General features: G+C 69.5%; 20 protein-coding genes. 13 read left to right on the top strand and 7 right to left on the bottom strand.

Features of this window, described 5'->3' with window-relative positions; all coding sequences use genetic code 11:
• The 4 genes from VBO01S_RS33275 to VBO01S_RS24465 all read left to right on the top strand — a co-directional run.
• Positions 1 to 5,647, top strand: a 5,647-nt coding sequence (locus VBO01S_RS33275) for a filamentous hemagglutinin family protein (RefSeq protein ID WP_169805083.1), incomplete at its 5' end; no start/stop codon positions are given.
• 13 nt (positions 5,648 to 5,660) lie between these two features.
• Positions 5,661 to 6,218, top strand: coding sequence for an RNA polymerase sigma factor (locus VBO01S_RS24475; protein WP_062480289.1), 558 nt, complete (start codon positions 5,661 to 5,663; stop codon positions 6,216 to 6,218).
• 60 nt (positions 6,219 to 6,278) lie between these two features.
• Positions 6,279 to 6,509, top strand: a complete 231-nt coding sequence (locus VBO01S_RS24470; RefSeq protein WP_062480288.1) for a hypothetical protein — start codon at positions 6,279 to 6,281, stop codon at positions 6,507 to 6,509.
• A gap of 137 nt (positions 6,510 to 6,646) precedes the next feature.
• On the top strand, positions 6,647 to 8,272 hold the full coding sequence (locus VBO01S_RS24465; RefSeq protein ID WP_062480286.1) for a phospholipase D family protein: 1,626 nt from the start codon (positions 6,647 to 6,649) through the stop codon (positions 8,270 to 8,272).
• Positions 8,273 to 8,284: 12 nt separating this feature from the next.
• Here the strand turns inward: VBO01S_RS24465 and VBO01S_RS24460 are convergent, their stop codons facing one another.
• The 4 genes from VBO01S_RS24460 to VBO01S_RS24445 form a co-directional block, all read right to left on the bottom strand.
• Complete coding sequence (locus VBO01S_RS24460) at positions 8,285 to 8,791, bottom strand: murein hydrolase activator EnvC family protein (RefSeq protein WP_062480281.1); 507 nt, start codon at positions 8,789 to 8,791, stop codon at positions 8,285 to 8,287.
• Between the two features lie 113 nt (positions 8,792 to 8,904).
• Positions 8,905 to 9,393: a CreA family protein gene (locus tag VBO01S_RS24455; protein WP_062480278.1), complete on the bottom strand. Its 489-nt coding sequence runs from the start codon at positions 9,391 to 9,393 to the stop codon at positions 8,905 to 8,907.
• An 11-nt stretch (positions 9,394 to 9,404) separates the two neighbouring features.
• On the bottom strand, positions 9,405 to 9,956 hold the full coding sequence (locus VBO01S_RS24450; RefSeq protein WP_062480276.1) for an NUDIX hydrolase: 552 nt from the start codon (positions 9,954 to 9,956) through the stop codon (positions 9,405 to 9,407).
• Positions 9,957 to 9,976: 20 nt separating this feature from the next.
• Complete coding sequence (locus tag VBO01S_RS24445) at positions 9,977 to 10,678, bottom strand: fumarylacetoacetate hydrolase family protein (RefSeq protein WP_062480273.1); 702 nt, start codon at positions 10,676 to 10,678, stop codon at positions 9,977 to 9,979.
• A gap of 166 nt (positions 10,679 to 10,844) precedes the next feature.
• Between VBO01S_RS24445 and VBO01S_RS24440 the strand changes: the two genes are divergently transcribed.
• From VBO01S_RS24440 to pgeF, 3 genes are read left to right on the top strand one after another with little or no spacing between them, the layout of a single operon-like run.
• The gene (locus VBO01S_RS24440) at positions 10,845 to 11,753 is read left to right on the top strand and encodes a tetratricopeptide repeat protein (protein ID WP_062480271.1); all 909 of its coding nucleotides are present in this window, start codon (positions 10,845 to 10,847) and stop codon (positions 11,751 to 11,753) included.
• Positions 11,754 to 11,776: 23 nt separating this feature from the next.
• Entirely contained in the window at positions 11,777 to 12,415 is a 639-nt protein-coding gene (maiA, locus tag VBO01S_RS24435) for a maleylacetoacetate isomerase (RefSeq protein WP_062480269.1), read from the top strand.
• 14 nt (positions 12,416 to 12,429) lie between these two features.
• Positions 12,430 to 13,182, top strand: coding sequence for a peptidoglycan editing factor PgeF (pgeF, locus tag VBO01S_RS24430; protein ID WP_082818262.1), 753 nt, complete (start codon positions 12,430 to 12,432; stop codon positions 13,180 to 13,182).
• On the opposite strand, the gene VBO01S_RS24425 is transcribed toward pgeF, so the two are convergent.
• A complete protein-coding gene (locus VBO01S_RS24425; RefSeq protein ID WP_082818261.1) occupies positions 13,114 to 13,422 on the bottom strand; it encodes a hypothetical protein in 309 nt (102 codons plus the stop codon). The two genes, pgeF and VBO01S_RS24425, sit on opposite strands and share 69 nt — an antisense overlap.
• A 126-nt stretch (positions 13,423 to 13,548) precedes the next feature.
• On the opposite strand from VBO01S_RS24425, the gene phaC reads away from it, so the two are divergent.
• Together phaC and VBO01S_RS24415 are read left to right on the top strand one after the other, a co-directional pair.
• Entirely contained in the window at positions 13,549 to 15,321 is a 1,773-nt protein-coding gene (gene phaC, locus VBO01S_RS24420) for a class I poly(R)-hydroxyalkanoic acid synthase (RefSeq protein ID WP_062480266.1), read from the top strand.
• Positions 15,322 to 15,382: 61 nt separating this feature from the next.
• Positions 15,383 to 16,561: an acetyl-CoA C-acetyltransferase gene (locus VBO01S_RS24415; RefSeq protein WP_062480264.1), complete on the top strand. Its 1,179-nt coding sequence runs from the start codon at positions 15,383 to 15,385 to the stop codon at positions 16,559 to 16,561.
• Positions 16,562 to 16,667: 106 nt separating this feature from the next.
• Here the strand turns inward: VBO01S_RS24415 and VBO01S_RS24410 are convergent, their stop codons facing one another.
• Together VBO01S_RS24410 and VBO01S_RS24405 are read right to left on the bottom strand one after the other, a co-directional pair.
• Entirely contained in the window at positions 16,668 to 16,853 is a 186-nt protein-coding gene (locus VBO01S_RS24410) for a hypothetical protein (RefSeq protein ID WP_062480263.1), read from the bottom strand.
• Between the two features lie 532 nt (positions 16,854 to 17,385).
• Positions 17,386 to 18,297: a LysR family transcriptional regulator gene (locus VBO01S_RS24405; RefSeq protein ID WP_062480260.1), complete on the bottom strand. Its 912-nt coding sequence runs from the start codon at positions 18,295 to 18,297 to the stop codon at positions 17,386 to 17,388.
• Between the two features lie 92 nt (positions 18,298 to 18,389).
• Here VBO01S_RS24405 and VBO01S_RS24400 point away from each other — a divergent pair, with 92 nt between their 5' ends.
• The 4 genes from VBO01S_RS24400 to VBO01S_RS24385 all read left to right on the top strand — a co-directional run.
• Positions 18,390 to 19,400, top strand: coding sequence for a tripartite tricarboxylate transporter substrate binding protein (locus VBO01S_RS24400; RefSeq protein ID WP_062480255.1), 1,011 nt, complete (start codon positions 18,390 to 18,392; stop codon positions 19,398 to 19,400).
• Between the two features lie 35 nt (positions 19,401 to 19,435).
• Positions 19,436 to 20,326, top strand: a complete 891-nt coding sequence (locus VBO01S_RS24395; protein ID WP_062480253.1) for an HTD2 family dehydratase — start codon at positions 19,436 to 19,438, stop codon at positions 20,324 to 20,326.
• A gap of 24 nt (positions 20,327 to 20,350) precedes the next feature.
• Positions 20,351 to 21,532, top strand: a complete 1,182-nt coding sequence (locus tag VBO01S_RS24390) for a CaiB/BaiF CoA transferase family protein (RefSeq protein WP_062480251.1) — start codon at positions 20,351 to 20,353, stop codon at positions 21,530 to 21,532.
• On the top strand, positions 21,529 to 22,088 hold a 560-nt coding region (locus VBO01S_RS24385), incomplete at its 3' end, for an HpcH/HpaI aldolase/citrate lyase family protein (protein ID WP_062480249.1). The genes VBO01S_RS24390 and VBO01S_RS24385, both read left to right, overlap by 4 nt.

Genomic DNA, 22,088 nt, shown 5'->3' with positions numbered 1-22,088 from the left:
GGCCACCGGCGATGCGGCGCTGGGCGCCGAGCTGAGCCTGCGCGGGCGCGACCTGACGCTGGACACCGCCGTGGCGCTGCCCAGCGGCAAGCTCACGCTGAGCGCCGAACGCGACCTCGTGCTGACCGACCGCGCGGTGCTCGACCTGTCGGGCCGCGAGGTGGTGTTCAACGACCTGAGCAGGTACAGCGCCGGCGGCGACGTGGTGCTCGAAAGCCTGCACGGCAACCTGCGGCAGGCGGCGGGTTCGGTGATCGACATCTCGGCGCAGAACAACCGCGCCGGCACGCTGAAGGCGATGGCGCTCGACGATGCGGCCGGCGCCGTCGATCTGCAGGGCCGCATCCTCGGCGCGAGCAGCGGCCACTACGACGCGGGCGGCACGCGGGTGCCGTTCGCGGCGGGCAGCGTGGACGTGCGCGCGCGGCAGCTCGGCGATGCCGAGTTCGCGGCGCTCAACCAGCGGCTGAACGACGGCGGCGTGTTCGGCGCGCGCAGCTTCCAGTTGCGCCAGGGCGACCTTGTCATCGGCGACGGTTTGAAGGCCGGCGAGGTGAACGTGTCGCTCGACAACGGCAGCCTCACCGTGAACGGCACCATCGACGCGAGCGGCGAGCGCGTGGGCCGCATCAGCCTGGCCGCGAAGCACAACCTCACGCTGGCCGGCAGCGCGGTGCTCGACGCGCACGGCCGCACGCTGCGCGTGGACAGCCACGGCCAGATCATCGATTCGCCGAACCGCGCGATGGTGGAGCTCACGTCGAACGACGGGCAGCTCACGCTGGCCTCGGGTTCCGGCATCGACCTGCGCCACGGCACCGACGCCCAGGTGGGCGGCGAACCGGGCCAGAACGACGGCAGGGCGCGCGGCACGCTGGAGCTCAACGCGGGCCGCACCGGCGAGACCGTCGGCGACATCCGCATCGACGCCAGCGGCAGCATCGCCATCGAGGGCGCGCGCTCCATCGCCGTGAACGGCATGTGGCGCTACGACGATGCTCGCTTCGGCACCGACGCCGCGGCCACCGGCCGGCCCTACCAGGTCATCGACCAAGCGTACCTCGACGCCAAGCACCTGCAGAGCACCGTCTTCATCGACAACGCGCTGGCCAACGGCGCGCTGATGAACGGCAAGCTCGCAGGCCTGAACAACGCGCGCTATGCCGATGCCTTCCACCTGCGCCCCGGCGTGCAGATCGTGAGCAAGACCTCCGGCGGCGACCTGGTGGTGCAGGGCGACATCGACCTGTCGGGCTACCGCTACGCCAGCGCCAATCCGCACACGCAAAAGACCGGCGTGTACGGCTCGGGCGAGGTGGGCGCGCTGGCCCTGCGCGCGGGCGGCAACCTCGACATCTTCGGCAGCATCAACGACGGCTTTGCGCCGCCGCCCGCCACGCCGGACGACGGCGGCTGGCTGCTGCTGCCGGGCGTCAACCTGCTGCGCGGCGACACCGTGCTGCCGCGCGGCGGCGTGGTGCTGGCCGACGGCACGACCTTCGAGGGGGGCGCCGGCACGCTCAACTACGACCTGCCGATCAAGTCGACGGCCTTCGGGGCCGGGCAGGTGATGCCGGTGGCCAGCGTGCTGGCCAAGGCGCTCGAACTGAAGGTGGGCACGGTGCTGAGCGCCGACGTGCACGACGCCTCGGGCACGCTGCTGTTCGCAGCGGGCAGCATCGTGGGCGGCGCCAACGTGACGCTGCCGGTGGGCACGCGCCTGGGGGCCGGCATGCGCCTGCCGTCGGCGGCCACGCTGTCGGGCGTGGTGTGGCCCAAGGGCGTGCCGCTGCCCGGCGACGGCAAGAAGTTCGTGCTCAACGGCGCCCTCACGCTGCCGCTGGGCGCGCTGCTCCCGGCCGCGACCAACATCAAGCTGCCCGCCGGCGTGACCTCGGTGAATCTGCGTCCGGACGGTGCCGGCAGGCTGTGGGCCGCGGCGGCGATGCTGCCTGAAGGTTCGCAGTCGTGGTCGGTGCGGCTGGCCGCGGGTGCAGACCTGAACGCGGCGGACAACCGCATCGTGCAGGTGCATCCGGCGGCGGGCCGGGGCAACCTGCGGCTGGCGGACAGCCACTACGGCATGTTCGGCAAGCTGAAGCCCGGCGGCGCGTTGTGGAGCGTGGAAGGGTCCATCAACTTCGTGGGCGACGAGAGCATGGCTGGCAAGCCCATCGATTTCGCGGACATCCAGTACCCGGAGCTTTGCGTGGACCTTCCCAGCTATTGCGTCATCACCGCCCCGGAGTACAGCTACCTGCCGGGCAGCACGCGCTTCAGCGTGGTGCGCACCGGCGCGGCCGATCTCGACCTGCTGGCCGCCGGCAACCTGCGCATGGATTCGCTGTTCGGCGTGTACACCGCCGGCGCCTCGTCGCAGGCCACGCGGGCCGGCGACCCCTACAACCTGCCGCGCGCGGTGGGCGCCAAGGGCACGGTGCTCAACGACGCGAGCGGTGGCTACGAGAAGTTCGTCGATGGCGGCACGCAGAACCTGGCACGCGCCTGGTACCCCGCCTCCGGCGGCAACCTGACGCTCCAGGCCGGCGGCGACCTGACCGGCGACATGACGCTGACCGCCGGCGGCAGCGGCTATGGGCGGCCGAATCCTGCCGACAAGGGCTTCAGCAGCGGCGCCATCGGCAACTGGCTGTGGCGCCAGGGCACGGGCGACAGCTTCGGCGGCGCGCAGGACCAGCCCACGGCGTGGTGGATCAACTTCGGCTCGTATGTCGGCACGACCGGGGCGGCCGACAAGTTGCTCGGCTTCACCGGCTTCGGCACGCTGGGCGGCGGCGACCTGCGCGTGGACGTGGGCGGCAACGCGGGCCTGCAGGGACGGCGCGGCGCCAAGACAGATTCGTCCACCGACAGCCGGCGCAGCCAGGGCCTGGTGCTGGCGGTGGGCGGCACCGGCCGTGTGCTGGCCGACGGCAGCCTGAGCCTGACGGGCGGTGGCGACGTGCTCGTGCGCGTGGGAGGCGCCTTCAATCCGCTCCACACGCCCTACGTCGAGGGTGCCGGTGGCGACTCCGACGCCGGGCTCAACGGGGCCATCGTCAACCTTCGGGGCGACGTGCAGCTGCAGGCCGGCACCCTCGGCAGCCTGCCCCGGGTCTATGGGCTCTCCGAGCGGGCGCAGTCGCCCCGCGAGACCCGCGCCTACGACCTCTACACGGCAACCCGCGGCATGGCGCAAGGCGGCATCGTGTTGGCCCCGGGCGATGCGAACTACACGCTCGCCACGCGTGGCGACCTGGTGGTCAAGGGGGTGATCGATCCGACGCGCGTCGACCTCCCCAATGCCACGCCGTTCAGCGCCAACGGCCTGGAAGGACGGGGCCAGAGCTGGTTCACCCTGTGGACACCGCACACGGCCATCCGCCTCTTCGGCGCAGGCGGCAACCTGGTGCCGGTGACGGGTGGCGCGGGCGTGCCCGTGACCGACTCGGCCTTCGTGTACCCCTCGATCCTGAGTGCGGTGGCCGCCAGCGGCAGCCTGTTCTATGGCGATGCGGCGACCTTCGACAACACCGGCACGGGCACGCCGCTGGTGCTGGCGCCCTCGGCCTACGGCACGCTGGAGTTCCTGGCCAGCGACTCGATCTATGCGGGAGGCAACACCGTGAGCCAGTCGGGCGCGGCGGCCTCTGCGCTGGCGACGCCGCGGCGTCCGGCGTTCCAGGGCACCGCCAGCGACGGCACGGTGCTAGGCAACCTGTCGGGTGGCAACAACCTGGCCGGCGGCGGCGTGCGTCCGCTGTTCGCCTTCGGCCCCAACACGGTGTCGGGTGAAGCGGTGGGCACGCAGCCGGCGCGCTTCTACGCCGTGCACGGCGACCTGGTCGGCGTGAGCAGCGGGCGCATCCTGCGCTTCGGGCCTGACGACGCGACGCGTGCCGGCCAGACCTGGTACGAGGGCGCGCAACCGGTGTGGATGCGGGCCGGGCGCGACATCGTCGCGAGCGGCACGCCCGTCGGCCAGGCCGAGGCTTCGAGCGGCGTGGCGCAGACCTACTTCGAGAGCAGCGGCAACCTGTTCGCGCACGCAAGGCCGGGCGACATCTCGGTGGTCTCGGCAGGCCGCGACATCCTGTTCAGCACCTTCAACGTGGCCGGCCCCGGCACGCTGGAGATCACGGCCGGGCGCGACATCCGCATGGAGAACAGGGCCTCGGTCAGCAGCCTCGGCGCTGTGGTGCCGGGCGACAGCCGGCCCGGTGCGGGCATCGCGATGTTGGCCGGCGTGGGCGCCCACGGGCCCGACTACGCGGGCTTCGCGCAGCGTTACCTCGACCCGGCCCACCTGATGCAGAGCGGCCAGCCGCTGGCCGACCAGGCCGGCAAGGTGGTGAAGAACTACAACCGCCAGCTCACGCTGGGCGACTGGCTGCGCGCCGAGCATGGCTACAGCGGCGACGACAACGGCGCGGCGGCCTGGATGGCGCAGCGGCAAGCCAGTCTCGACGCGGACACCGGCACGCCGCGCCGCGTGCTCGCCAACGACTACCGGCAGGCGAGCCAGCTGTACCTCGTGAACTGGCTCGAAGCCTCGCAGGGCTACGGCGGCACGGGCGGCGCACAGGAGGCGTTGGCCTTCTTCAATGCACTGCCGCCGGAACAGCAGCGCAGCTACCTGCGCGGCGTGTACTTCGCCGAGCTGAAGGAGGGCGGGCGCGAATACAACGACGAGGCCGGCGTGCGCTACGGCAGCTACCTGCGCGGGCGCAACGCCATCGCGTCGCTGTTCCCGGGCACCAGCTACAGGGGCGACATCACGATGTTCGGCGCGGCCGGCATCAACACGCTGTTCGGCGGCGACATCGCGCTGCTCACGCCGGGCGGACGCCAGGTGTTCGGCATCGAGGGCGCGGCGCCCCAGGCCGTGGGCACGCTGATTCCGGGCGTCATCACGCAGGGCGCGGGCGACATTTCTCTGTACGCGCTGGGCAGCATCCTGCTGGGCCAGAGCCGGATCATGACCACCTTCGGCGGCAGCGTGCTGGGCTGGTCGGCCGAAGGCGACATCAACGCGGGCCGGGGCTCGAAGACCACCGTGGTCTACACGCCGCCCAAGCGCGTGTACGACCGTTGGGGCAACGTGGTGCTGTCGTCGGACGTGCCGAGCACGGGCGCGGGCATTGCCACGCTGAACCCGATTCCGGAGGTGCCGGCCGGCGACATCGACCTGATCGCGCCGCTGGGCACCATCGACGCGGGTGAGGCGGGCATTCGCGTGTCGGGCAACGTGAACCTGGCGGCGCTGCAGATCGTGAATGCCGACAACATGGCGGTGCAGGGCAAGAGCACGGGGCTGCCGGTGGTGGCGTCGGTGAATGTCGGTGCACTGACCAATGCCAGCGCCGCGGCCTCGCAGGCCACGGCGGCGGCGCAGGACGTGATGCAGCGCGAACGCGCGGCGGCGCGCCAGAGCCTGCCGTCGGTGTTCTCGGTGCGCGTGCTGGGCTTCGGCAACGAGCCCGCGGCCGGCGCGCCCGAGGCCCCCGAGGTGCGGCGCAGGCCGGCGGAGCAGGCGAGCTACGACCCGTCGGGCTTCGTCCAGATGGTGGGGCACGGTGCGCTCACCGACGCGCAGCTGACGCGCCTGAACGAGCCCGAACGGCGCGGCCTGCCGCGCGGCCGCTAGGCGGCGACGCACCATGTCGCACGCCTGCCTGCTGCCCCGCGGCGATGCCGTGGGGACCGCCCCTGCGCCACCGGACGTCCAGCAACTGCTGGTGGCGCACTACGCGCAGTTGCACCGGCGGCTGTCGCTGCACCTGGGGTGTGCCGACGCCGCCACCGAAAGCCTGCACGATGCCTGGCTGCGTCTGGCCGAGGCCGCCTTCACGGATGCCTTGCACAACCCCGTGGCCTATATCTTCCGCGTGGCCTGCAATGCCGCCATGGACCGCCTGCGCGCCGAGCGTCCCTGGCAGTACACCGGCGAGGCGGACGACACGCTGGCCCAGGTGGCCGATCACGCACCGGGGCCCGAGCTGATCGCCGAGGCGCGCTCCGACCTGAAGGCGGTCGAACGCGCGATGCAGGGGCTGCCGCACCGCCATCAAGACATCTTCGTGGCCTTGCGCGTGCACGAGCTGACGCGGCACGAGGTGGCGGTGCGGCACGGGCTGTCGCTGCGGCGGGTGGATTCCACGCTGCGCCAGGCGCTGCAGCGCCTGCCGACCGGTCGTCGCTCGGACATGCATGCCTGAGCCGTTGCTTTCGTACTCAATGTTCTCAATTGAAAACTAAAGGCCTATGATGAATTCATCATGGACTTCACCCGACTCGACCTCCACGTGCCAGGTGGCTGGACGGGATGGTTCGAACTCACGCGCACCCCGAAGGGCACCTACGCCGGCATCGCGGCGTTGAGCCTGGACGGCATTCCGCGCTGCGCGCTGGTCATCACCCAGCAGCTGTCGTGGGACTCGGCCGTGGCGCGCGCGAACGTGCGCGCGGAGCACTTCGTGCGTCAGTGGTCGCCTGAACGCGGGCACTGACGAAGGCACCGGCTGCGCGCTCGCGCCGCCCATGGTAGAAACCGCCACCCGTGGGCGCGGTCGTGCACCGCGCCGCGCGGCAGCGGCGTTTTTTCACCTTCGCTCCGTGCCCTTGTCCTTCCCAAATCCTGTCGTTCATGCGCAACCTGTCCCCCCGGGCTGACGTGCCGCGCGCCCGGTGGTTCGCCTGGCTGCTGTGCAGCCTGGCGATGCTCGTGCTCGCCGGTTGCGCCGGCCTGCCGACCGAGGTGGTGCGCAAGCCCTCGACTGCCATCACCGACGGCGCCGACACCGCGCTGGGCCGGCTCGTGCAGGCCGCCGCGCCGCCGGGCGAGCCGCTCAGCGGCTTTCGCCTGCTGCCGATGCCGCAGTTCTCGCTGCACGCGCGCATCGAGCTGGCGCGCCGCGCGCAGCGCTCCATCGACGTGCAGTACTACCTCGTGCAGAACGACGAGACCGGCCGCTACCTGCTGCGCACACTGCGCGACGCGGCCGACCGCGGCGTGCGCGTGCGCCTCCTGGTGGACGACCTGTACACGGCGGGCGCCGATCCGCTGTTCACCAGTTTTGCGTCGCACCCGAACGTCGAGGTGCGCCTGTTCAACCCGTTTCCGGCCGGGCGCTCGCGCTTCGGCACGCGCTGGGCCTGGTCGATCCTGGACTTCGACCGCGTGCACCGGCGCATGCACAACAAGCTGTTCGTGGTCGACAACACGATGGCAGTCATGGGCGGGCGCAACATCGCCAACGAGTATTTCCTGCGCGACGGCGGCTCCAACTTCATCGACATCGACACGCTGGTGGCCGGCGCCGTGGTGCCCCGGCTGTCCTCGCTGTTCGACATGTACTGGAACAGCCTGTACGTCTACCCCATCGAGTCGCTGGTGCCGCGCGGCAACGAGTCGGCGCAGGCGCTGCGCGAGCGCTTCGACCGGCTCACCACGGGCCCCGAGACGCTGCACCCCGAAGAGCCCGAATCGACCGACCTGCTGGGCCACAACCCGCTGGCCAAGGACCTCAACGCCGGCAAGCTCGCGTTGAGCTGGGCCCGCGCCGAGGCGTACGCCGACGCGCCCGCCAAGGCGCTGGCGCCCACCGACGAAGGGCGCGGGCTGCCGGCCGACCAGGCCGCCGACAGCGTGCTCTACAACGTGCAGCGCTACCTGCGCGGCGCACAGCACGGGGTGCTGCTGACCACGCCGTACCTGATCCCAGGGCGCGGCGGCATGGAGACGATGCAGATCGTGCGCGGCAACGGCGTGGGCTACACCATCGTCACCAATTCGCTGGCGGCCACCGACGAGTCGCTGGTGCACATCGGCTACCGGCGCTATCGCGCGCAGATGCTGCGCCTGGGCGTGGAGTTGTACGAGCTGAGCCCCAAGCGCGTGGAGCAGACGAAGCGCTTCGGCATCTACGGCTCGGCCAGCGGGCGGCTGCACGGCAAGTCGGCGGTGATCGACGGGCAGGTGGTGTTCGTCGGCTCGATGAACTTCGATCCGCGCTCGGCGCTGCACAACACCGAGATTGGCCTCTTCATCTTCAGCCCGCAGATCGCTCAGCAGCTCACGAGTCTGATCGGTTTCATGCGGCTGGACGGCGCCTACCAGCTGCAGCTGGGGCCGCGCGGCGGCATCGAGTGGGTGAACCCGGCGTCGGGCGATGGGGCGGACACCATCCTGCACACCGAACCCGAGACCCATTTCTGGGCCCGCTGGCGGCTGGAGCTGCTGGCGCCCCTGGTGCCCGAAAGCCTGCTGTAACGGCTTTTACGTTTACTGCTGCAAACGGCCGTTGAGGTACGGTTCGGGATCGACGGCGGTGCCGTTCTTGCGGATCTCGAAATGCAGCTTCACGCGGTCGGATTCGCTGTTGCCCATTTCGGCGATCTTCTGGCCCTGGCGCACCACGGCGCCTTCCTTCACGAGGATGGTCTTCGCGTGGGCGTAGGCCGTGAGGAAGGTTTCGTTGTGTTTCACGATGACCATGTTGCCGTAGGAGCGCAGTTCGCCGCCCACGTACACCACGCGGCCGTCGGCCGAGGCCACGATGGGGTCGCCCAGGTTGCCCGCGATGTCCAGGCCCTTGTTGCGCACGCCGTCGAAGCGGCCCACGGTGGTGCCGGCGGCGGGGCGGATGAACAGCGCCTGGCGCGGCGGCGGCGGCGTGGCGCCTGGAACAGGCTGCTGCGGCGGCGTGGGGCCGGGCGTGGTGCAGGCGGCAATGCCCCCAGCCACGAGCAGCGTGGCGGCGGTTCGGAAAACAAAAGTCTGAAGGTGCATGACGCTGTTGGAACGGATTCGTTGCGGAGGGTTCCGTCAAAGGCCGACACGTCGGTGTCGGCCGCTCGGACGATGCTAGCAAACTCGCATCGCCGAGCCCTTCAGCAGCCCCTTCACTTGAGCGGAATCGGCGTGCCGCGATCGACCGGCACGGCCGTCACGCTGTTCTTGGGCGAGCCGTCGATCAGCAGGTCGGAGTAGGTCAGGTAGACCAGCGTGTTGCGCTTGGGATCGACCATGCGCACCACGCGCAGGCGCTTGAAGAGCACCGACAGGCGTTCGCTGTAGACCTCTTCGCGCTTGGGCAGCGGCTGCGTGATGCTCACCGGACCGACCTGGCGGCAGGCGATGGAGGCCTCGGCCTTGTCCTCGGCCACGCCGAAGGCGCCGGCGATGCCGCCGGTCCTGGCGCGCGAGACATAGCAGGTGACGCCGCTGACCTTCGGGTCGTCGTAGGCCTCGACCACGATCTTGTGGTCCGGGCCGATGAGCTTGAAGGCGGTGTCGACCTCGCCGACCGTGTCGGCCTTGGCCGCCGAAGCCGCGAGTGCGAAGCCGAGGCTGGCGCCACAGAGGAGGGTGGCGCGCAGGGTCTTGAGCATGGGGAAATTTTTCAAACGATGCTGAGTTCGTGGACGCGGTCGAAGCTGCCGCGCTTGCGGTCTTCGAAGTAATGTTCGAGCGCCTGGCGCACGGTGCGAAAGGCGATCTCGTCCCAGGGAATCTCGTCCTCGGTGAACAGGCGCGCCTCGATCGTCTCGTGGCCCGGGTCGAAGCGGTCGTCGAGCAGGCGGGCGCGGTAGAACATGTGGACTTGGCCCACGCGCACCACGCTGATCACGGCGAACAGGCCCTCGATCTCGAAGTTCGCGCCGGCCTCCTCGTCGGTCTCGCGGGCCGCGCCTTCGGCGGTGGTTTCCTCGAGCTCCATGAAGCCCGCGGGCAGCGTCCACTTGCCCCAGCGCGGCTCGATGTTGCGCTTGCACAGCAGCACCTTGTCGCCCAGCACGGGGATGGTGCCCACCACGTTCAGCGGGTTCTCGTAATGGATCGTGTGGCAGGCCGGGCACACCGCGCGCTGCTTGGTGTCGCCGTCGTCCGGCACGCGGTAGACCACCGCCGTGCCGCAGTTCTTGCAATGCTTGATGGGTACGCGAAGGAGCATGAAGCGGGACCGCGCGGGCGTCAGACGATCTTGACGGTCAGCGTGGGCAGGCCTGCGACCTGGCCCACCAGCGTGTCGCCGGCCACCACGGCCGCGACGCCCTCGGGCGTGCCCGTGAAGATCAGGTCGCCGGGCTGCAGCTCCCAGGCCGCCGACAGGTGCTCGATGGTCTCGGCCACGTTCCAGATCAGCTTGCTCACGGTGCTGCGCTGGCGGTCGGCGCCGTTCACCTGCAGCGAGATTTCGGCCTGCTCGGCGTTGCCGGCCTGCGCCACGGGCACGATCGGGCCGATGGGCGCGCTCTGCTCGAAGCTCTTGCCGATGTCCCAGGGGCGGCCCTGCTTCTTCATGTCGTTCTGCAGGTCGCGGCGCGTCATGTCCAGGCCCACGGCGTAGCCGTAGATGTGCTTGTGCGCGTCGGCCGCCTGGATGTTCTTGCCGCCGGTGCCGATGGCCACCACGAGTTCGATCTCGTGGTGCAGGTTCTTCGTGAGCGTGGGGTAGGCCATGGTGCCGGTCTGGCCCGCATCGACCGTCACCAGCGCATCGGCCGGCTTCATGAAGAAGAAGGGCGGTTCGCGGCCGGTGAAACCCATTTCCTTGGCGTGATCTTCGTAGTTGCGGCCCACGCAGTAGATGCGGTGCACCGGGAAGCGTGCGGGCTGACCGGCCACCGGCACCGAAACGGTGGCCGGCGGGGCGAAAACAAACTCGGAAGCCATGGGAAGGTGTCCTTTTTCAGCGAAGCGGGAGGGGAGACCGGCAGTGTGCCAGAGGCGGCACGGGCTTGCCGGCACGCCGGACTCGGGATTTTGCGGCGGCCCACAATAGGCGCTTCTGCGCGTTTCCCCGACCCCTTTCCCGACCTCTTTTCTCCCTCGCTCCACCATGCCCATCCGACTCGGCAAAGCCGGCAAGGCCACCGCCTTCAACGAACTCGGCCGCGAACGCGACGAGGCCGGCGACCAGGACGGCGCCCTGGCCGCCTATGCGCAGGCCAGCGCCATCCATCCGTACTGGTCGGCGCCCTGGTACAACGTCGGGCTCATCCACAAGTACCGCGGCGACTGGGCCGCATCGTTGCAGGCCAACGCCCGCGCCGTGCAGTGCGAGCCGGGCAACGAGGGCGCGCTGTGGAACCTGGGCATCGCGGCCACCGCGCTGGGCGACTGGCCCACGGCGCGGCGCGCGTGGCGCCAGTACGGCATCGGCATCCCGGACGGTGAAGGGCCGGTCGACTATTTCGTCGGCCTCACGCCCATCCGCGTGCACGGCGACGAGGCCAGCGAGGTGGTCTGGGCCGACCGCATCGACCCGGCGCGCGCCATCCTGCGAAACGTGCCCACGCCCGCCAGCGGCCACCGCTACGGCGACCTGGTGCTGCACGACGGCGCCGCCAACGGCTACCGCCGCCGCGGCGAGCGCGAGGTGCCGGTGTTCGACGCGCTCGCGCTGATCGCACCGTCGGACCACGCGACCTACGAAGTGTTCGTCGAAGAGGTGCAGGCCGAGGCGATCGATGCGCTGGTGCGCCGCTTCGAGGAAGCGGGCCTCAGCGCCGAGAACTGGACCAGCAGCATGCAGGTGCTGTGCAAGGCCTGCTCCGAGGGCCGGCCCGACGACCAGCACAACCACGCGCCCGGCGAACCACCCGCGGCCGAGGGGCCGTGGCACCTGGGCATCGCCGCACGCGAAGAAGCCGCGGCGCGCGGCCTGCTCGATGCGTGGCAGCAAGACAACCCCGAAGCCCGGCTGCGCGACTTTCGCTGCGCGCTCCCGGCCACACCACGCTCCTGAGAGGGCGCTATCCTCGAGAAATCATGAAGCTGCATAACTATTTCCGCTCCTCCGCCTCGTTCCGCGTGCGCATCGCCCTGAATCTCAAGGGCCTGGACTACGACTACGTGCCCGTGCACATCGCACGCGGCGAACACCGCACCGGCCCGTACTCGGCGATCTCGGCCGACATGCTCGTGCCGCTGCTCGAGGACGAGGGCGAGCGCTTCTCGCAGTCGATGGCCATCATCGAGTACCTGGACGAAACGCACCCTGAGCCGGCGCTGTTGCCCAGCGACCCGGTGGGCCGCGCCCATGTGCGCGCGCTGGCGCAGTCGATCGCCTGCGAGATCCACCCGCTGAACAACCTGCGCGTGCTCAAGTACCTCGTGAAGGAACTGAAGGTCGACGACGAAGCCAAGAACACCTGGTACCGCCACTGGGTGCGCGACGGCCTGCTGTCGTTCGAGCGCCAGCTCGCGCAGCACCCGGGCGGCACCTACTGCTGGGGCGACACGCCCACCATCGCCGACTGCTGCCTCGTGCCGCAGATCTTCAATGGCCGCCGCTTCGACTGCGACTTCAGCGGCCTGCCGCGCACCATGGCCGCCTTCGACGCCTGCATGAAGCTCGACGCCTTCCAGCGCGCGCAGCCCTCGCAGTCGCCCGACGCGGAACCCTGAGCCGGCACGTCGCGATGAATCCGCAATGGCTGGTGCCCGAGTGGCCCGCGCCGCCGAACGTGCGCGCGCTGTGCACCACGCGCGACGGCGGCGTGTCGACCGGGCGCTATGAGAGCCTGAACCTCGGCGACCACGTGGCCGACGACGCCGCGCACGTCGCCGAGAACCGCCGCCGGCTGCAACAGGCGATCGGCACGCGGCCGGTGTTCCTGCAGCAGGTGCATGGCACGGGGCTGGTGTCGCTCGACGATGCCGTGCCCGATGGCACCGTCGCCGATGCCTGCACGGCCACGACCACCGCACGCGCCTGCACGGTCATGGTGGCCGACTGCCTGCCCGTGCTCTTCACCGACGAACGCGGCCATCGCGTGGCCGCCGCGCATGCGGGCTGGCGCGGGCTCGCCGGTGGCGTGCTCGAGCAGACCGTGCGCGCCTTCGCGCAGGATGAAGGCGCGCCGCGCCTCATGGCCTGGCTCGGCCCGTGCATCGGCCCGAAGGCCTTCGAGGTGGGGGCGGAAGTCAAGGCCGCCTTCGAGGCGCAGTCGCCCGAGGCGGCGTCGTGCTTCACGCCCGCAGCAGGCGAAGGCAAGTGGCTGGCCGATTTGCCTGCGCTCGCGCGGCAGCGGCTGCGTGCGGTGGGTGTCGAGTCGCTTCACGGCAACGACAGCGGCGATGCGTGGTGCACGGTCGCGCAGCCGTCACGGTTCTTTTCGCACCGGCGCGACGGCGTCAGCGGGCGCTTCGCTGCGCTGGTCTGGAAGGTCTGAAGCCGCAGCCTCCGCGGCGGCGCGGCGCGCGGCCTCCTGCGCTTGCGCCTCGCGTTCCTTGATCGCCCGCCGGCGCGCCGGCGTGGCCATCAGGTAGATCACCAGCGCCACCGGCGCGAGGCCGTAAAGAAGAAATGTGAAGATGGCGCCCAGCACCGTGCCGGTGGTGTTGGTGGCCTCGGCCACCGCCATCATCACGGCCACATAGAGCCAGCCGATCACGATCAAATGGATGAACACAGGCGCAGACGTTTTGTTTCAAGGGATTAGTGAAAGCGCGGCGTTGTGAGTGCCTTGCGAATGCAGCATACTCAAAACACGCAAGCCATCCGTTCGTATCGACCCAGGCCACGGCCAGGAGACATGATGAAGCAACAAGACACGGGGGCCGATGCGTTCGCGCCCTTTCAAAAAGCCCTCACGCAGGGCTGGACCCAGGCCATGGAGGCTTTCCAGAAAGCTGCAGGTCCAGGAGGTTCCGCCGCTTTCGACGTCGGCGGCACGCCGCTATGGCAATTGCCACAAATGGCGCAATTCCCGGGCGCAGCCGCCATGCCCGAGCTGCCGAAGTTCTCCATCGATCCCGAGCAGCTGCAGTCCATCCAGCAGCAGTACCTGAGTGACGCCACCGACCTCTGGCGCCGCGGCTTCGGTGCCCGGCCCGAGGGCGACAAGCGCTTTGCCGCCGAGGCCTGGGGCAGCAACCCGCTGGCGGCCTTCTCGGCCGCGGTGTACCTGCTCAACGGCCGCACCATGATGCGCATGGCCGAGGCCATCGACGCCGACGACAAGACCAAGGCGCGCCTGCGCTTCGCGGTCGAGCAGTGGATGGCCGCGGCCTCGCCCAGCAACTCGCTCGCCTTCAATGCCGAGGCGCAGAAGAAAGCCATCGACACGCAGGGCGAGAGCATCGCCAAGGGCATCCAGAACCTGCTGCACGACATGAAGCAGGGCCACGTCAGCATGACCGACGAAAGCGCCTTCGAAGTGGGGCGCAACGTGGCCACCACCGAAGGCGCCGTGGTGTTCGAGAACGACTATTTCCAGCTGCTCGAATACAAGCCGCTCACCGCCAAGGTGTACGAGCGGCCGTTCCTGCTGGTGCCGCCGTGCATCAACAAGTTCTACATCCTCGACCTGCAGCCCGACAACTCGCTCATCCGCTATGCGAACGAGCAGGGCCACCGCGTGTTCGTGGTGAGCTGGCGCAACCCCGACGAGTCACTGGCCCAGGCCACCTGGGACGACTACATCGAGAACGCCGCCATCAAGGCGATTCACACGGTGCAGGAGATCAGCGGCAGCAAGCAGATCAACGCGCTGGGCTTCTGCGTGGGCGGCACCATCCTGAGCACCGCGCTGGCCGTGCTCGCGGCGCGCGGCGAGAAGCCGGCCGCCTCGGTCACGCTGCTGACCACCTTCCTCGATTTCAGCGACACCGGCATCCTCGACATCTTCGTGGACGAGCCCATGGTGGCGTACCGCGAGATGCAATTGGGCAAGGGCGGCCTGCTGCCCGGCGGCGACCTGGCCTCGACCTTCAGCTTCCTGCGCCCGAACGACCTGGTGTGGAACTACGTGGTCGGCAACTACCTCAAGGGCGAAACGCCGCCGGCCTTCGACCTGCTGTACTGGAACAGCGACGCGACCAACCTGCCGGGCCCGTTCTACGCCTGGTACCTGCGCAACACGTACCACGAGAACAAGCTGGCCAAGCCGAATGCGCTCACCGTCTGCGGCGAGAAGGTCGACCTGGGCAAGATCGATATCCCAGCCTACATCTACGGCTCGCGCGAAGACCACATCGTGCCCATCGGCGGCGCCTACACCTCCACGCAATTGCTCACGGGCAAGAAGCGCTTCGTGATGGGCGCTTCGGGCCACATCGCCGGCGTGATCAACCCGCCCGCCAAGAACAAGCGCAGCCACTGGCTGCGCGAGGACGGCAAGTTTCCCAAGACCCAGCCCGAATGGCTGGCCGGCGCGCAGGAGCGGCCGGGCAGCTGGTGGACCGACTGGGCACAATGGCTCAAGGGCCACGCGGGCAAGCAGATCCCCGCGCCCAAGGGCTACGGCAACGGCAAGGCCTACAAGGCCATCGAACCGGCGCCGGGACGCTACGTGAAGGCCAAGGCCTGAACGGGCGCCAGCTTCCGCAAGATCGCAACCGATTTCAAATCACCTCAACGGAGAGAACCTCATGGAAGACATCGTCATCGTTTCGGCTGCGCGTACGGCGGTCGGCAAATTCGGCGGCTCGCTCGCCGGCATTCCCGCCACCGAGCTGGGCGCCCTCGTGATCAAGGAAGTGATCGCGCGCGCCAACCTCACGGCCGACCAGGTGGGCGAGGCCATCATGGGCCAGGTGCTCGCGGCCGGTGCCGGCCAGAACCCCGCGCGCCAGGCCTGGCTCAAGGGCGGCGGCACCAAGGAAACGCCGGCGCTCACCATCAACGCCGTGTGCGGCTCGGGCCTGAAGGCCGTGATGCTGGCGGCGCAGGCCGTGGCCACGGGCGACAGCGAAATCGTGATCGCCGGCGGCCAGGAAAACATGAGCATGGCGCCGCACGTGCTGCCCAACTCGCGCAACGGCCAGCGCATGGGCGACTGGAAGCTGGTCGACACCATGATCGTCGACGGCCTGTGGGACGTGTACAACCAGTACCACATGGGCATCACGGCCGAGAACGTGGCCAAGAAGTACAACATCGACCGCGCCTCGCAGGACGAACTGGCCCTGGCCAGCCAGACCAAGGCCGCCGCCGCGCAGGACGCCGGCAAGTTCAAGGACGAGATCGTCGGCGTGAGCATTCCGCAGAAGAAGGGCGACCCCATCGTCTTCAACCAGGACGAGTTCATCAACCGCAAGACCAATGCCGAAGTGCTGGCCGGCCTGCGCCCCGCCTTCGACAAGGCCGGCGGCGTGACCGCGGGCAATGCCTCGGGCCTGAACGACGGCGCCGCTGCCGTGATGGTCATGACGGCCAAGAAGGCCGCCGCCCTGGGCCTGAAGCCGCTGGGCCGTATCGCCAGCTACGCCACCGCCGGCCTCGATCCGACCATCATGGGCATGGGCCCCGTGCCGGCGTCGCAGAAGGCGCTGCAGCGCGCCGGCTGGAAGGCCGCCGACCTCGACCTGCTCGAGATCAACGAAGCCTTCGCCGCACAGGCCTGCGCCGTGAACCGCGAAATGGGCTGGGACGTGAACAAGGTGAACGTGAACGGCGGCGCCATCGCCATCGGCCACCCCATCGGCGCGTCGGGCTGCCGCATCCTGGTGACGCTGCTGCACGAAATGCAGCGCCAGAACGCCAAGAAGGGCATCGCCTCGCTGTGCATCGGCGGCGGCATGGGCGTGGCGCTGACGATCGAGCGCTGAGCCTGATCACCGGGTGAACCGGTACGGGGAGGGGAGGCAGGGGCTCGCAAGGGCCGCTGCCTCCCCTCCCTTTTTTGTGCGCGCTGTAGCGGCGCTCGCCTGCGGCTTACTTCGATCGGTCCGAAGCCACGAGGTCCCAGGCCAGGCCCGCGAGCCAGCCGATGCCCACCAGCCACGCGCCGGCGTGCACCGTGTCGATGTCGGCCGGGGCCAGCCAATGAACCCCCAGGGCGATCAGCAGCCCGGCGATGGCACCGAGGCAGGACCAGGGGGAGCTGAGGGCTTCGAGCATGTCAGGGCGACTGTAGCGGCCCTCTTTCTCGCCTCGCATCGACCCGATTCGGTGTGCTGAGAACCTTTGGATTCATTTGGGCGACGGTCACCCGACGGGCTGACGCTCTTGTTCACCGCTCAAAAATTGAGCAAAGTGTGGAATCCTTTTGTAAAACAACAACTTGCATTCGTTTTACAAAGCTCCACCCCAGTTACCCCCAAAGTTGCCCACAGAAAGTGGGGATTGAAGCGGACTTCTTCACAACCGGCGGCAAGTCGTTGGTTTCAAAGGGCGGCCTAGCACAGGCAACCCCCTGTTTTTTCGCTTGACTTTCCTGTTTTAGAGCCATTTTTGGACCCATCGGTCGCCAGACTTGTGCACTGCAAAAATTTTAAGCAGAATAACTATTCCCTTTATAAAACAATGACTTGCAATCGCTTTACAACGCTGCTCCTGACTTACCCCCAAAGTTGTGCACAGAAAATGGGGAAGACATCGGGTTTCTCACAAGCCGCCTGCAAGTGCCTGTTTTTGGCCGGAAATCGGGCCGTCAGCCGGCTTCGGCCTGCGCCTCGGCGTAGTGCTTGCACAAGGTCTCGACCAACGCCTGGGCGTAGACGGGCAGGGCGGCGCGGTCGCGCACGAGCAGGTAGCGCTCGCGCACGCACCACGGGTCGCTGAGCTCGACCAGCGCGAGCCCCATGCTCTCCTGGTTGCGCCGCGCGGCCGACTCGGGCACCACGCCGATGCCCACGCCGCTGCCGATCATCCGGCACATGGCATCGAAGCTGCCGAGCTGGATGCGCAGCTTCTGGCGCTTGCCCAGGTGGTCGGTGATCTGCCCCAGGAAGGCCTGCAGCGTGCTGCCCTGTTGCATGCCGATGGCGTCTTCGTCGAGCGTCTCGGCGAACGAGATGCGGCGCCGCCGCGCAAAGCGGTGCTGGCGCGAGGTGACGAGCACCAGCCGGTCGGTGCTGAAGTGGATGGTGTCCAGGCCCAGCGTGTCCATCTGGCCCGCGACGATGCCAATGTCGGCGCGCCCGTCGCGCACGCCACGCGGGATCTGAGCATTCGGTTTTTCCTGAAGGTCGACGTTGATGCGCGGGTTGGCGGCCAGGAAGCCGGGCAGGATCTCGGGCAGGAAATCGGTCACCGCCGTGGTGTTGGCGAACACGCGCAGGTGGCCGCGCAGGCCGCCGCCGTACTCGAGCAGGTCGGCGCGCAGCTGGTCGGCCTGGTGCAGCACCAGCCGGGCATGGTGCAGGAAGGCTTCGCCCGGCGGCAGCAGGCGCACGCCGCGGGCCTCGCGCTGCAGCAGCTGCAGGCCGGCCTGGGTCTCGAGCGCCTTGATGCGCGCGCTGGCCGCGGCCAGCGACAGGTGCTGGCGCTCGGCCGCCCGCGTGAGGTTGCCGAGTTCGGCCGTGGCCACGAACAGGCGCAGGTCGGTGAGGTCGAAGAGCATGGGGCGATGGTAGTCAAGCCTTCGGAATTTCAGAAGCCTGGCTTCCGAAATCGCAGATTGCGCCGGCGGGGCGGGCAGAAGACCATGCGGCCATGGAGACACACGACACCACCCCCGCCTTGCGGCTTCGCGCCAAGGCGCTGATCGCCTTCGGCCTCGCCGCCACCGCCTTGCTGGCCGCCAACCCGGCCACCGCCCAGACCTACCCCTCGCGCCCCATCACGCTCGTCGTGCCCCAGGCCGCGGGCGGCACCAACGACATCGTCGGCCGCCTCGTCGGCCAGAAGCTCGGCGAGGTGCTGAACAACGCCAGCGTGGTGGTCGACAACCGCCCCGGCGCGGGCGGCAACATCGGCACGCAGCTGGTCGCCAAGGGCCCGAAGGACGGCTACACGCTGCTCATGACGATCAGCAGCAGCCAGGCCATCAACCCCGCGCTCTACAAGAACCCGGGCTTCGACCCCGAGAAAGACTTCAAGCCCGTCGGCCTGATCGGCGCCGTGCCCAACGTGCTGCTGGTGAACCCGTCGTTCCCCGCGAAGAACTTCGCCGAATTTTTGAAACTGGCGCGCGAGAAGGGCGCCAACTACCAGTACGCCTCGGCCGGCAACGGCACGCTCAACCACCTGCTGGGCGAAATGCTCAACAGCATGGGAGGCATCTCGCTGCAGCACGTGCCGTACAAGGGCGTGGCGCCTGCGATCAACGACGTGCTGGGCGGGCAGCTGCCGATCGTGTTCGCGAGCCTGCCTTCGGCGCTGGCGCACATCAAGGCCGGCAAGCTGCGCGCGCTGGCCGTGAGCGGCGAGAAGCGCTCGCCCGTGTTGCCCGACGTGCCCGCCATCGCCGAGCAGGTGCCGGGCTACAACGGCACGCTGTGGATCGGCCTGTTCGCCCCCGCGGGCGTGCCGGCCGACGTGCTCGCCACCCTGCAGGACGCGACGCGCAAGGCGCTCGCGGCCAAGGACCTGCGCGACAAGCTCGACCAGCAAGGCGTCGAGATCGCCGCGCCCACCACGCCCGAGCAGTTCTCGGCGCTGCTGCATGCCGACCTCGCCAAGTGGGCGCGCATCGTCAAGGCCTCGGGCGCCGCGGTCGACTGACCTCGCCACTCATCCTTCTTCCCGACACACACGACATGACTTCTCCCCTGATCGACGCCGAAGCCCTCGCGCGCCTGCAGGCCTGGCAGGGCCGCACCGAAACGCTGCGCGACGACCTCACGGCCGCGCCCGTGCGCGGCCTGTCCGCCACGCTCGACCGCGACGACCCGCTGCCCGAGGCGGGCACGCGCCTGCCTGCGCTGTGGCACTGGCTCTACTTCCTGCCGCACCACCGCCAGTCGGAGATCGGCGAAGACGGCCATGCGAAGCGCGGCGGCTTCCTGCCGCCCGTGCCGCTGCCGCGCCGCATGTGGGCCGGCGGCCGGTTGACGTGGGAACCGGGCAATCCGCTGCAGGTGGGCGATGCGGTCGAGCGCACGTCGACCATCGCCTCGGTCACGCACAAGGCTGGCCGCACGGGCGAGCTGGTGTTCGTGCTGATGCGCCATGAAGTGCGTAACGCGCGCGGGCTCGCGCTGACCGAAGAGCACGACATCGTCTACCGCGCCGCCGCCGCGCCCGGAGAGGCCGCACCATCGCCCACGCCCGCACCGAAGGACGCCACCTTCAGCCGCGACCTCGTGCCCGACGACGTGCTGCTGTTCCGCTACTCGGCGCTGACCTTCAACGGCCACCGCATCCACTACGACCGCCGCTACGTGACGCAGGTCGAGGGCTACCCGGGCCTCATCGTGCACGGGCCGCTGATCGCGACGCTGCTGGTCGACCTGCTGCGCCGCAACGCGCCGGCCGATGCGCAGCTCGCGCGCTTCGAGTTCCGCGCCGTGCGCCCCACCTTCGACATCGCGCCGTTCCGCGTGCACGGCAAGCCCGCCGAAGGCCGCACCGACGGCAAGACCTTCAGCCTGTGGGGCGAAGACGCCGACGGCTGGCTCACGATGCAGGCCACGGCCGTGCTCGCCTGACGCAAGGAAAGAAAGAAGAAGCCCATGACAAGACCCCTGGACGGCATCACCGTCATCTCGCTCGAGCACGCCATCGCGGCGCCGTTCTGCACCCGCCAGCTCGCCGACCTCGGCGCGCGCGTCATCAAGGTCGAGCGCCCCGGCGGCGGCGACTTTGCGCGCGCCTACGACGAGCGCGTGAACGGCGAGGCCTCGCACTTCGTGTGGGTCAACCGCTCGAAGGAAAGCCTCACGCTCGACCTGAAGCAACCCGCCGCGCTCGCCGTGCTGCAGGAACTGGTGGCCGGCGCCGACGTGCTGGTGCAGAACCTCGCCCCCGGCGCCGCCGCGCGCATGGGCCTGGGCGCCCAGGTGCTGCAGGAGAAGCACCCCGCGCTCATCGTCTGCGACATCTCGGGCTACGGCGAAGACGGCCCGTACCGCGACAAGAAGGCCTACGACCTGCTCATTCAGAGCGAGGCCGGTTTTCTTTCGGTGACGGGCACGCCCGACGACCCGTGCAAGTCGGGCAACTCCATCGCCGACATCGCGGCGGGCATGTACGCCTACACCGGCATCCTCGCGGCGCTGATGCAGCGCGGCAAGACGGGCAAGGGCTCGCACATCGACGTGTCGATGCTCGAATCGCTCGCCGAGTGGATGGGCTACCCGATGTACTACGCCTACGACGGCGCACCGCCGCCGCCGCGCAGCGCCGCCTCGCACGCCACCATCTATCCCTACGGCCCGTTCCCCGCCAGCGACGGCGGCACCGTGATGCTGGGCCTGCAGAACGAGCGCGAGTGGCGCGCCTTCTGCGACAAGGTGCTGCTGCGCCCCGAGCTCGCGAGCGACCCGCGCTTCGACAGCAACGCGCGGCGCAACGAACACCGCGAGGCGCTGCGCACGCTCATCGTCGACACCTTCGGCGCGCTCAGCGCGGCGCAGGTGCTCGAACGGCTCGACACGGCGCAGATCGCCAATGCGCGCATGAACGACATGGCCGGGCTGTGGGCGCACCCGCAGCTGCAGGCGCGCGAGCGCTGGCGCCAGGTGGGTTCGCCGGCCGGCGACATCCCGGCGCTGCTGCCGGCCGGTCGCCAGAGCGCGTTCGACTACCGCATGGACCCGGTGCCCGCGGTCGGCCAGCACACCGACGCGATCCTGCGCAGCCTGGGCCGTGGCGACGACGCGATTGCAGCGCTGCGCGCGGCCGGCGCGGTATGAGCGCGCCCGCGAACACCGCGCTCGCCTTGGCGCGCGCCTTTCTCTTCGTGCCGGCCGACCGGCCGGAGCGCCATGCGCGGGCACTGGCGACGGGCGCGGGCGGCGTGATCATCGACCTCGAAGATGCCGTGGCACCCGCGCGCAAGGCCGAGTCGCGCGACGCGCTCGGCGCCTCGCTGGCGGCGTTGCCCGCCGAAGGGCGAGAGCGACTTCTTGTGCGCGTGAACGCCAGCGGCACGCCGTGGCATGACGACGACTGCGCGCGCGCGGCAGGCTGGATCGCCGACGGGCTCATCGCCGGCATCGTCCTTCCCAAGGCCGAGCACGCCGACGAACTGCATCGGCTGGCCGCCACGGTCGGACCGAAGGCCGTGCTGGTGCCGCTCATCGAATCGGCCGCGGGGCTCGCGGCGCTCGATGCCATCGCGGGTGCGCCGCAGGTGCTGCGGCTGGCCTTCGGCCACCTCGATTTCCAGGCCGACCTCGGCATGGCCTGCGCCGCCGACGAGGCCGAACTGGTGCCCGTGCGCCTCGCGCTCGTGCTGGCTTCGCGCCG

The organism is Variovorax boronicumulans NBRC 103145, assembly GCF_001591345.1.
Classification (GTDB): Bacteria; Pseudomonadota; Gammaproteobacteria; order Burkholderiales; family Burkholderiaceae_C; genus Variovorax; species Variovorax boronicumulans.
Note: the sequence above shows the minus strand (reverse complement) of the source record. Positions and strands in the feature narration are given on the sequence as shown.

What these genes read in the sequence shown, in the direction of transcription:
- VBO01S_RS24465 (WP_062480286.1), top strand. Translation starts at nt 6,647, where the DNA reads ATGCGCAACCTGTCCCCCCGGGCTGACGTGCCGCGCGCCCGGTGGTTC.
- VBO01S_RS24390 (WP_062480251.1), top strand. Translation starts at nt 20,351, where the DNA reads ATGACAAGACCCCTGGACGGCATCACCGTCATCTCGCTCGAGCACGCC.
- VBO01S_RS24455 (WP_062480278.1), bottom strand. Translation starts at nt 9,393, where the DNA reads ATGCTCAAGACCCTGCGCGCCACCCTCCTCTGTGGCGCCAGCCTCGGC.
- VBO01S_RS24410 (WP_062480263.1), bottom strand. Translation starts at nt 16,853, where the DNA reads ATGCTCGAAGCCCTCAGCTCCCCCTGGTCCTGCCTCGGTGCCATCGCC.
- VBO01S_RS24450 (WP_062480276.1), bottom strand. Translation starts at nt 9,956, where the DNA reads ATGCTCCTTCGCGTACCCATCAAGCATTGCAAGAACTGCGGCACGGCG.
- VBO01S_RS24470 (WP_062480288.1), top strand. Translation starts at nt 6,279, where the DNA reads ATGGACTTCACCCGACTCGACCTCCACGTGCCAGGTGGCTGGACGGGA.
- pgeF (WP_082818262.1), top strand. Translation starts at nt 12,430, where the DNA reads ATGAATCCGCAATGGCTGGTGCCCGAGTGGCCCGCGCCGCCGAACGTG.
- VBO01S_RS24475 (WP_062480289.1), top strand. Translation starts at nt 5,661, where the DNA reads ATGTCGCACGCCTGCCTGCTGCCCCGCGGCGATGCCGTGGGGACCGCC.
- phaC (WP_062480266.1), top strand. Translation starts at nt 13,549, where the DNA reads ATGAAGCAACAAGACACGGGGGCCGATGCGTTCGCGCCCTTTCAAAAA.
- VBO01S_RS24445 (WP_062480273.1), bottom strand. Translation starts at nt 10,678, where the DNA reads ATGGCTTCCGAGTTTGTTTTCGCCCCGCCGGCCACCGTTTCGGTGCCG.
- VBO01S_RS24400 (WP_062480255.1), top strand. Translation starts at nt 18,390, where the DNA reads ATGGAGACACACGACACCACCCCCGCCTTGCGGCTTCGCGCCAAGGCG.
- VBO01S_RS24415 (WP_062480264.1), top strand. Translation starts at nt 15,383, where the DNA reads ATGGAAGACATCGTCATCGTTTCGGCTGCGCGTACGGCGGTCGGCAAA.
- VBO01S_RS24395 (WP_062480253.1), top strand. Translation starts at nt 19,436, where the DNA reads ATGACTTCTCCCCTGATCGACGCCGAAGCCCTCGCGCGCCTGCAGGCC.
- maiA (WP_062480269.1), top strand. Translation starts at nt 11,777, where the DNA reads ATGAAGCTGCATAACTATTTCCGCTCCTCCGCCTCGTTCCGCGTGCGC.
- VBO01S_RS24440 (WP_062480271.1), top strand. Translation starts at nt 10,845, where the DNA reads ATGCCCATCCGACTCGGCAAAGCCGGCAAGGCCACCGCCTTCAACGAA.
- VBO01S_RS24460 (WP_062480281.1), bottom strand. Translation starts at nt 8,791, where the DNA reads ATGCACCTTCAGACTTTTGTTTTCCGAACCGCCGCCACGCTGCTCGTG.
- VBO01S_RS24405 (WP_062480260.1), bottom strand. Translation starts at nt 18,297, where the DNA reads ATGCTCTTCGACCTCACCGACCTGCGCCTGTTCGTGGCCACGGCCGAA.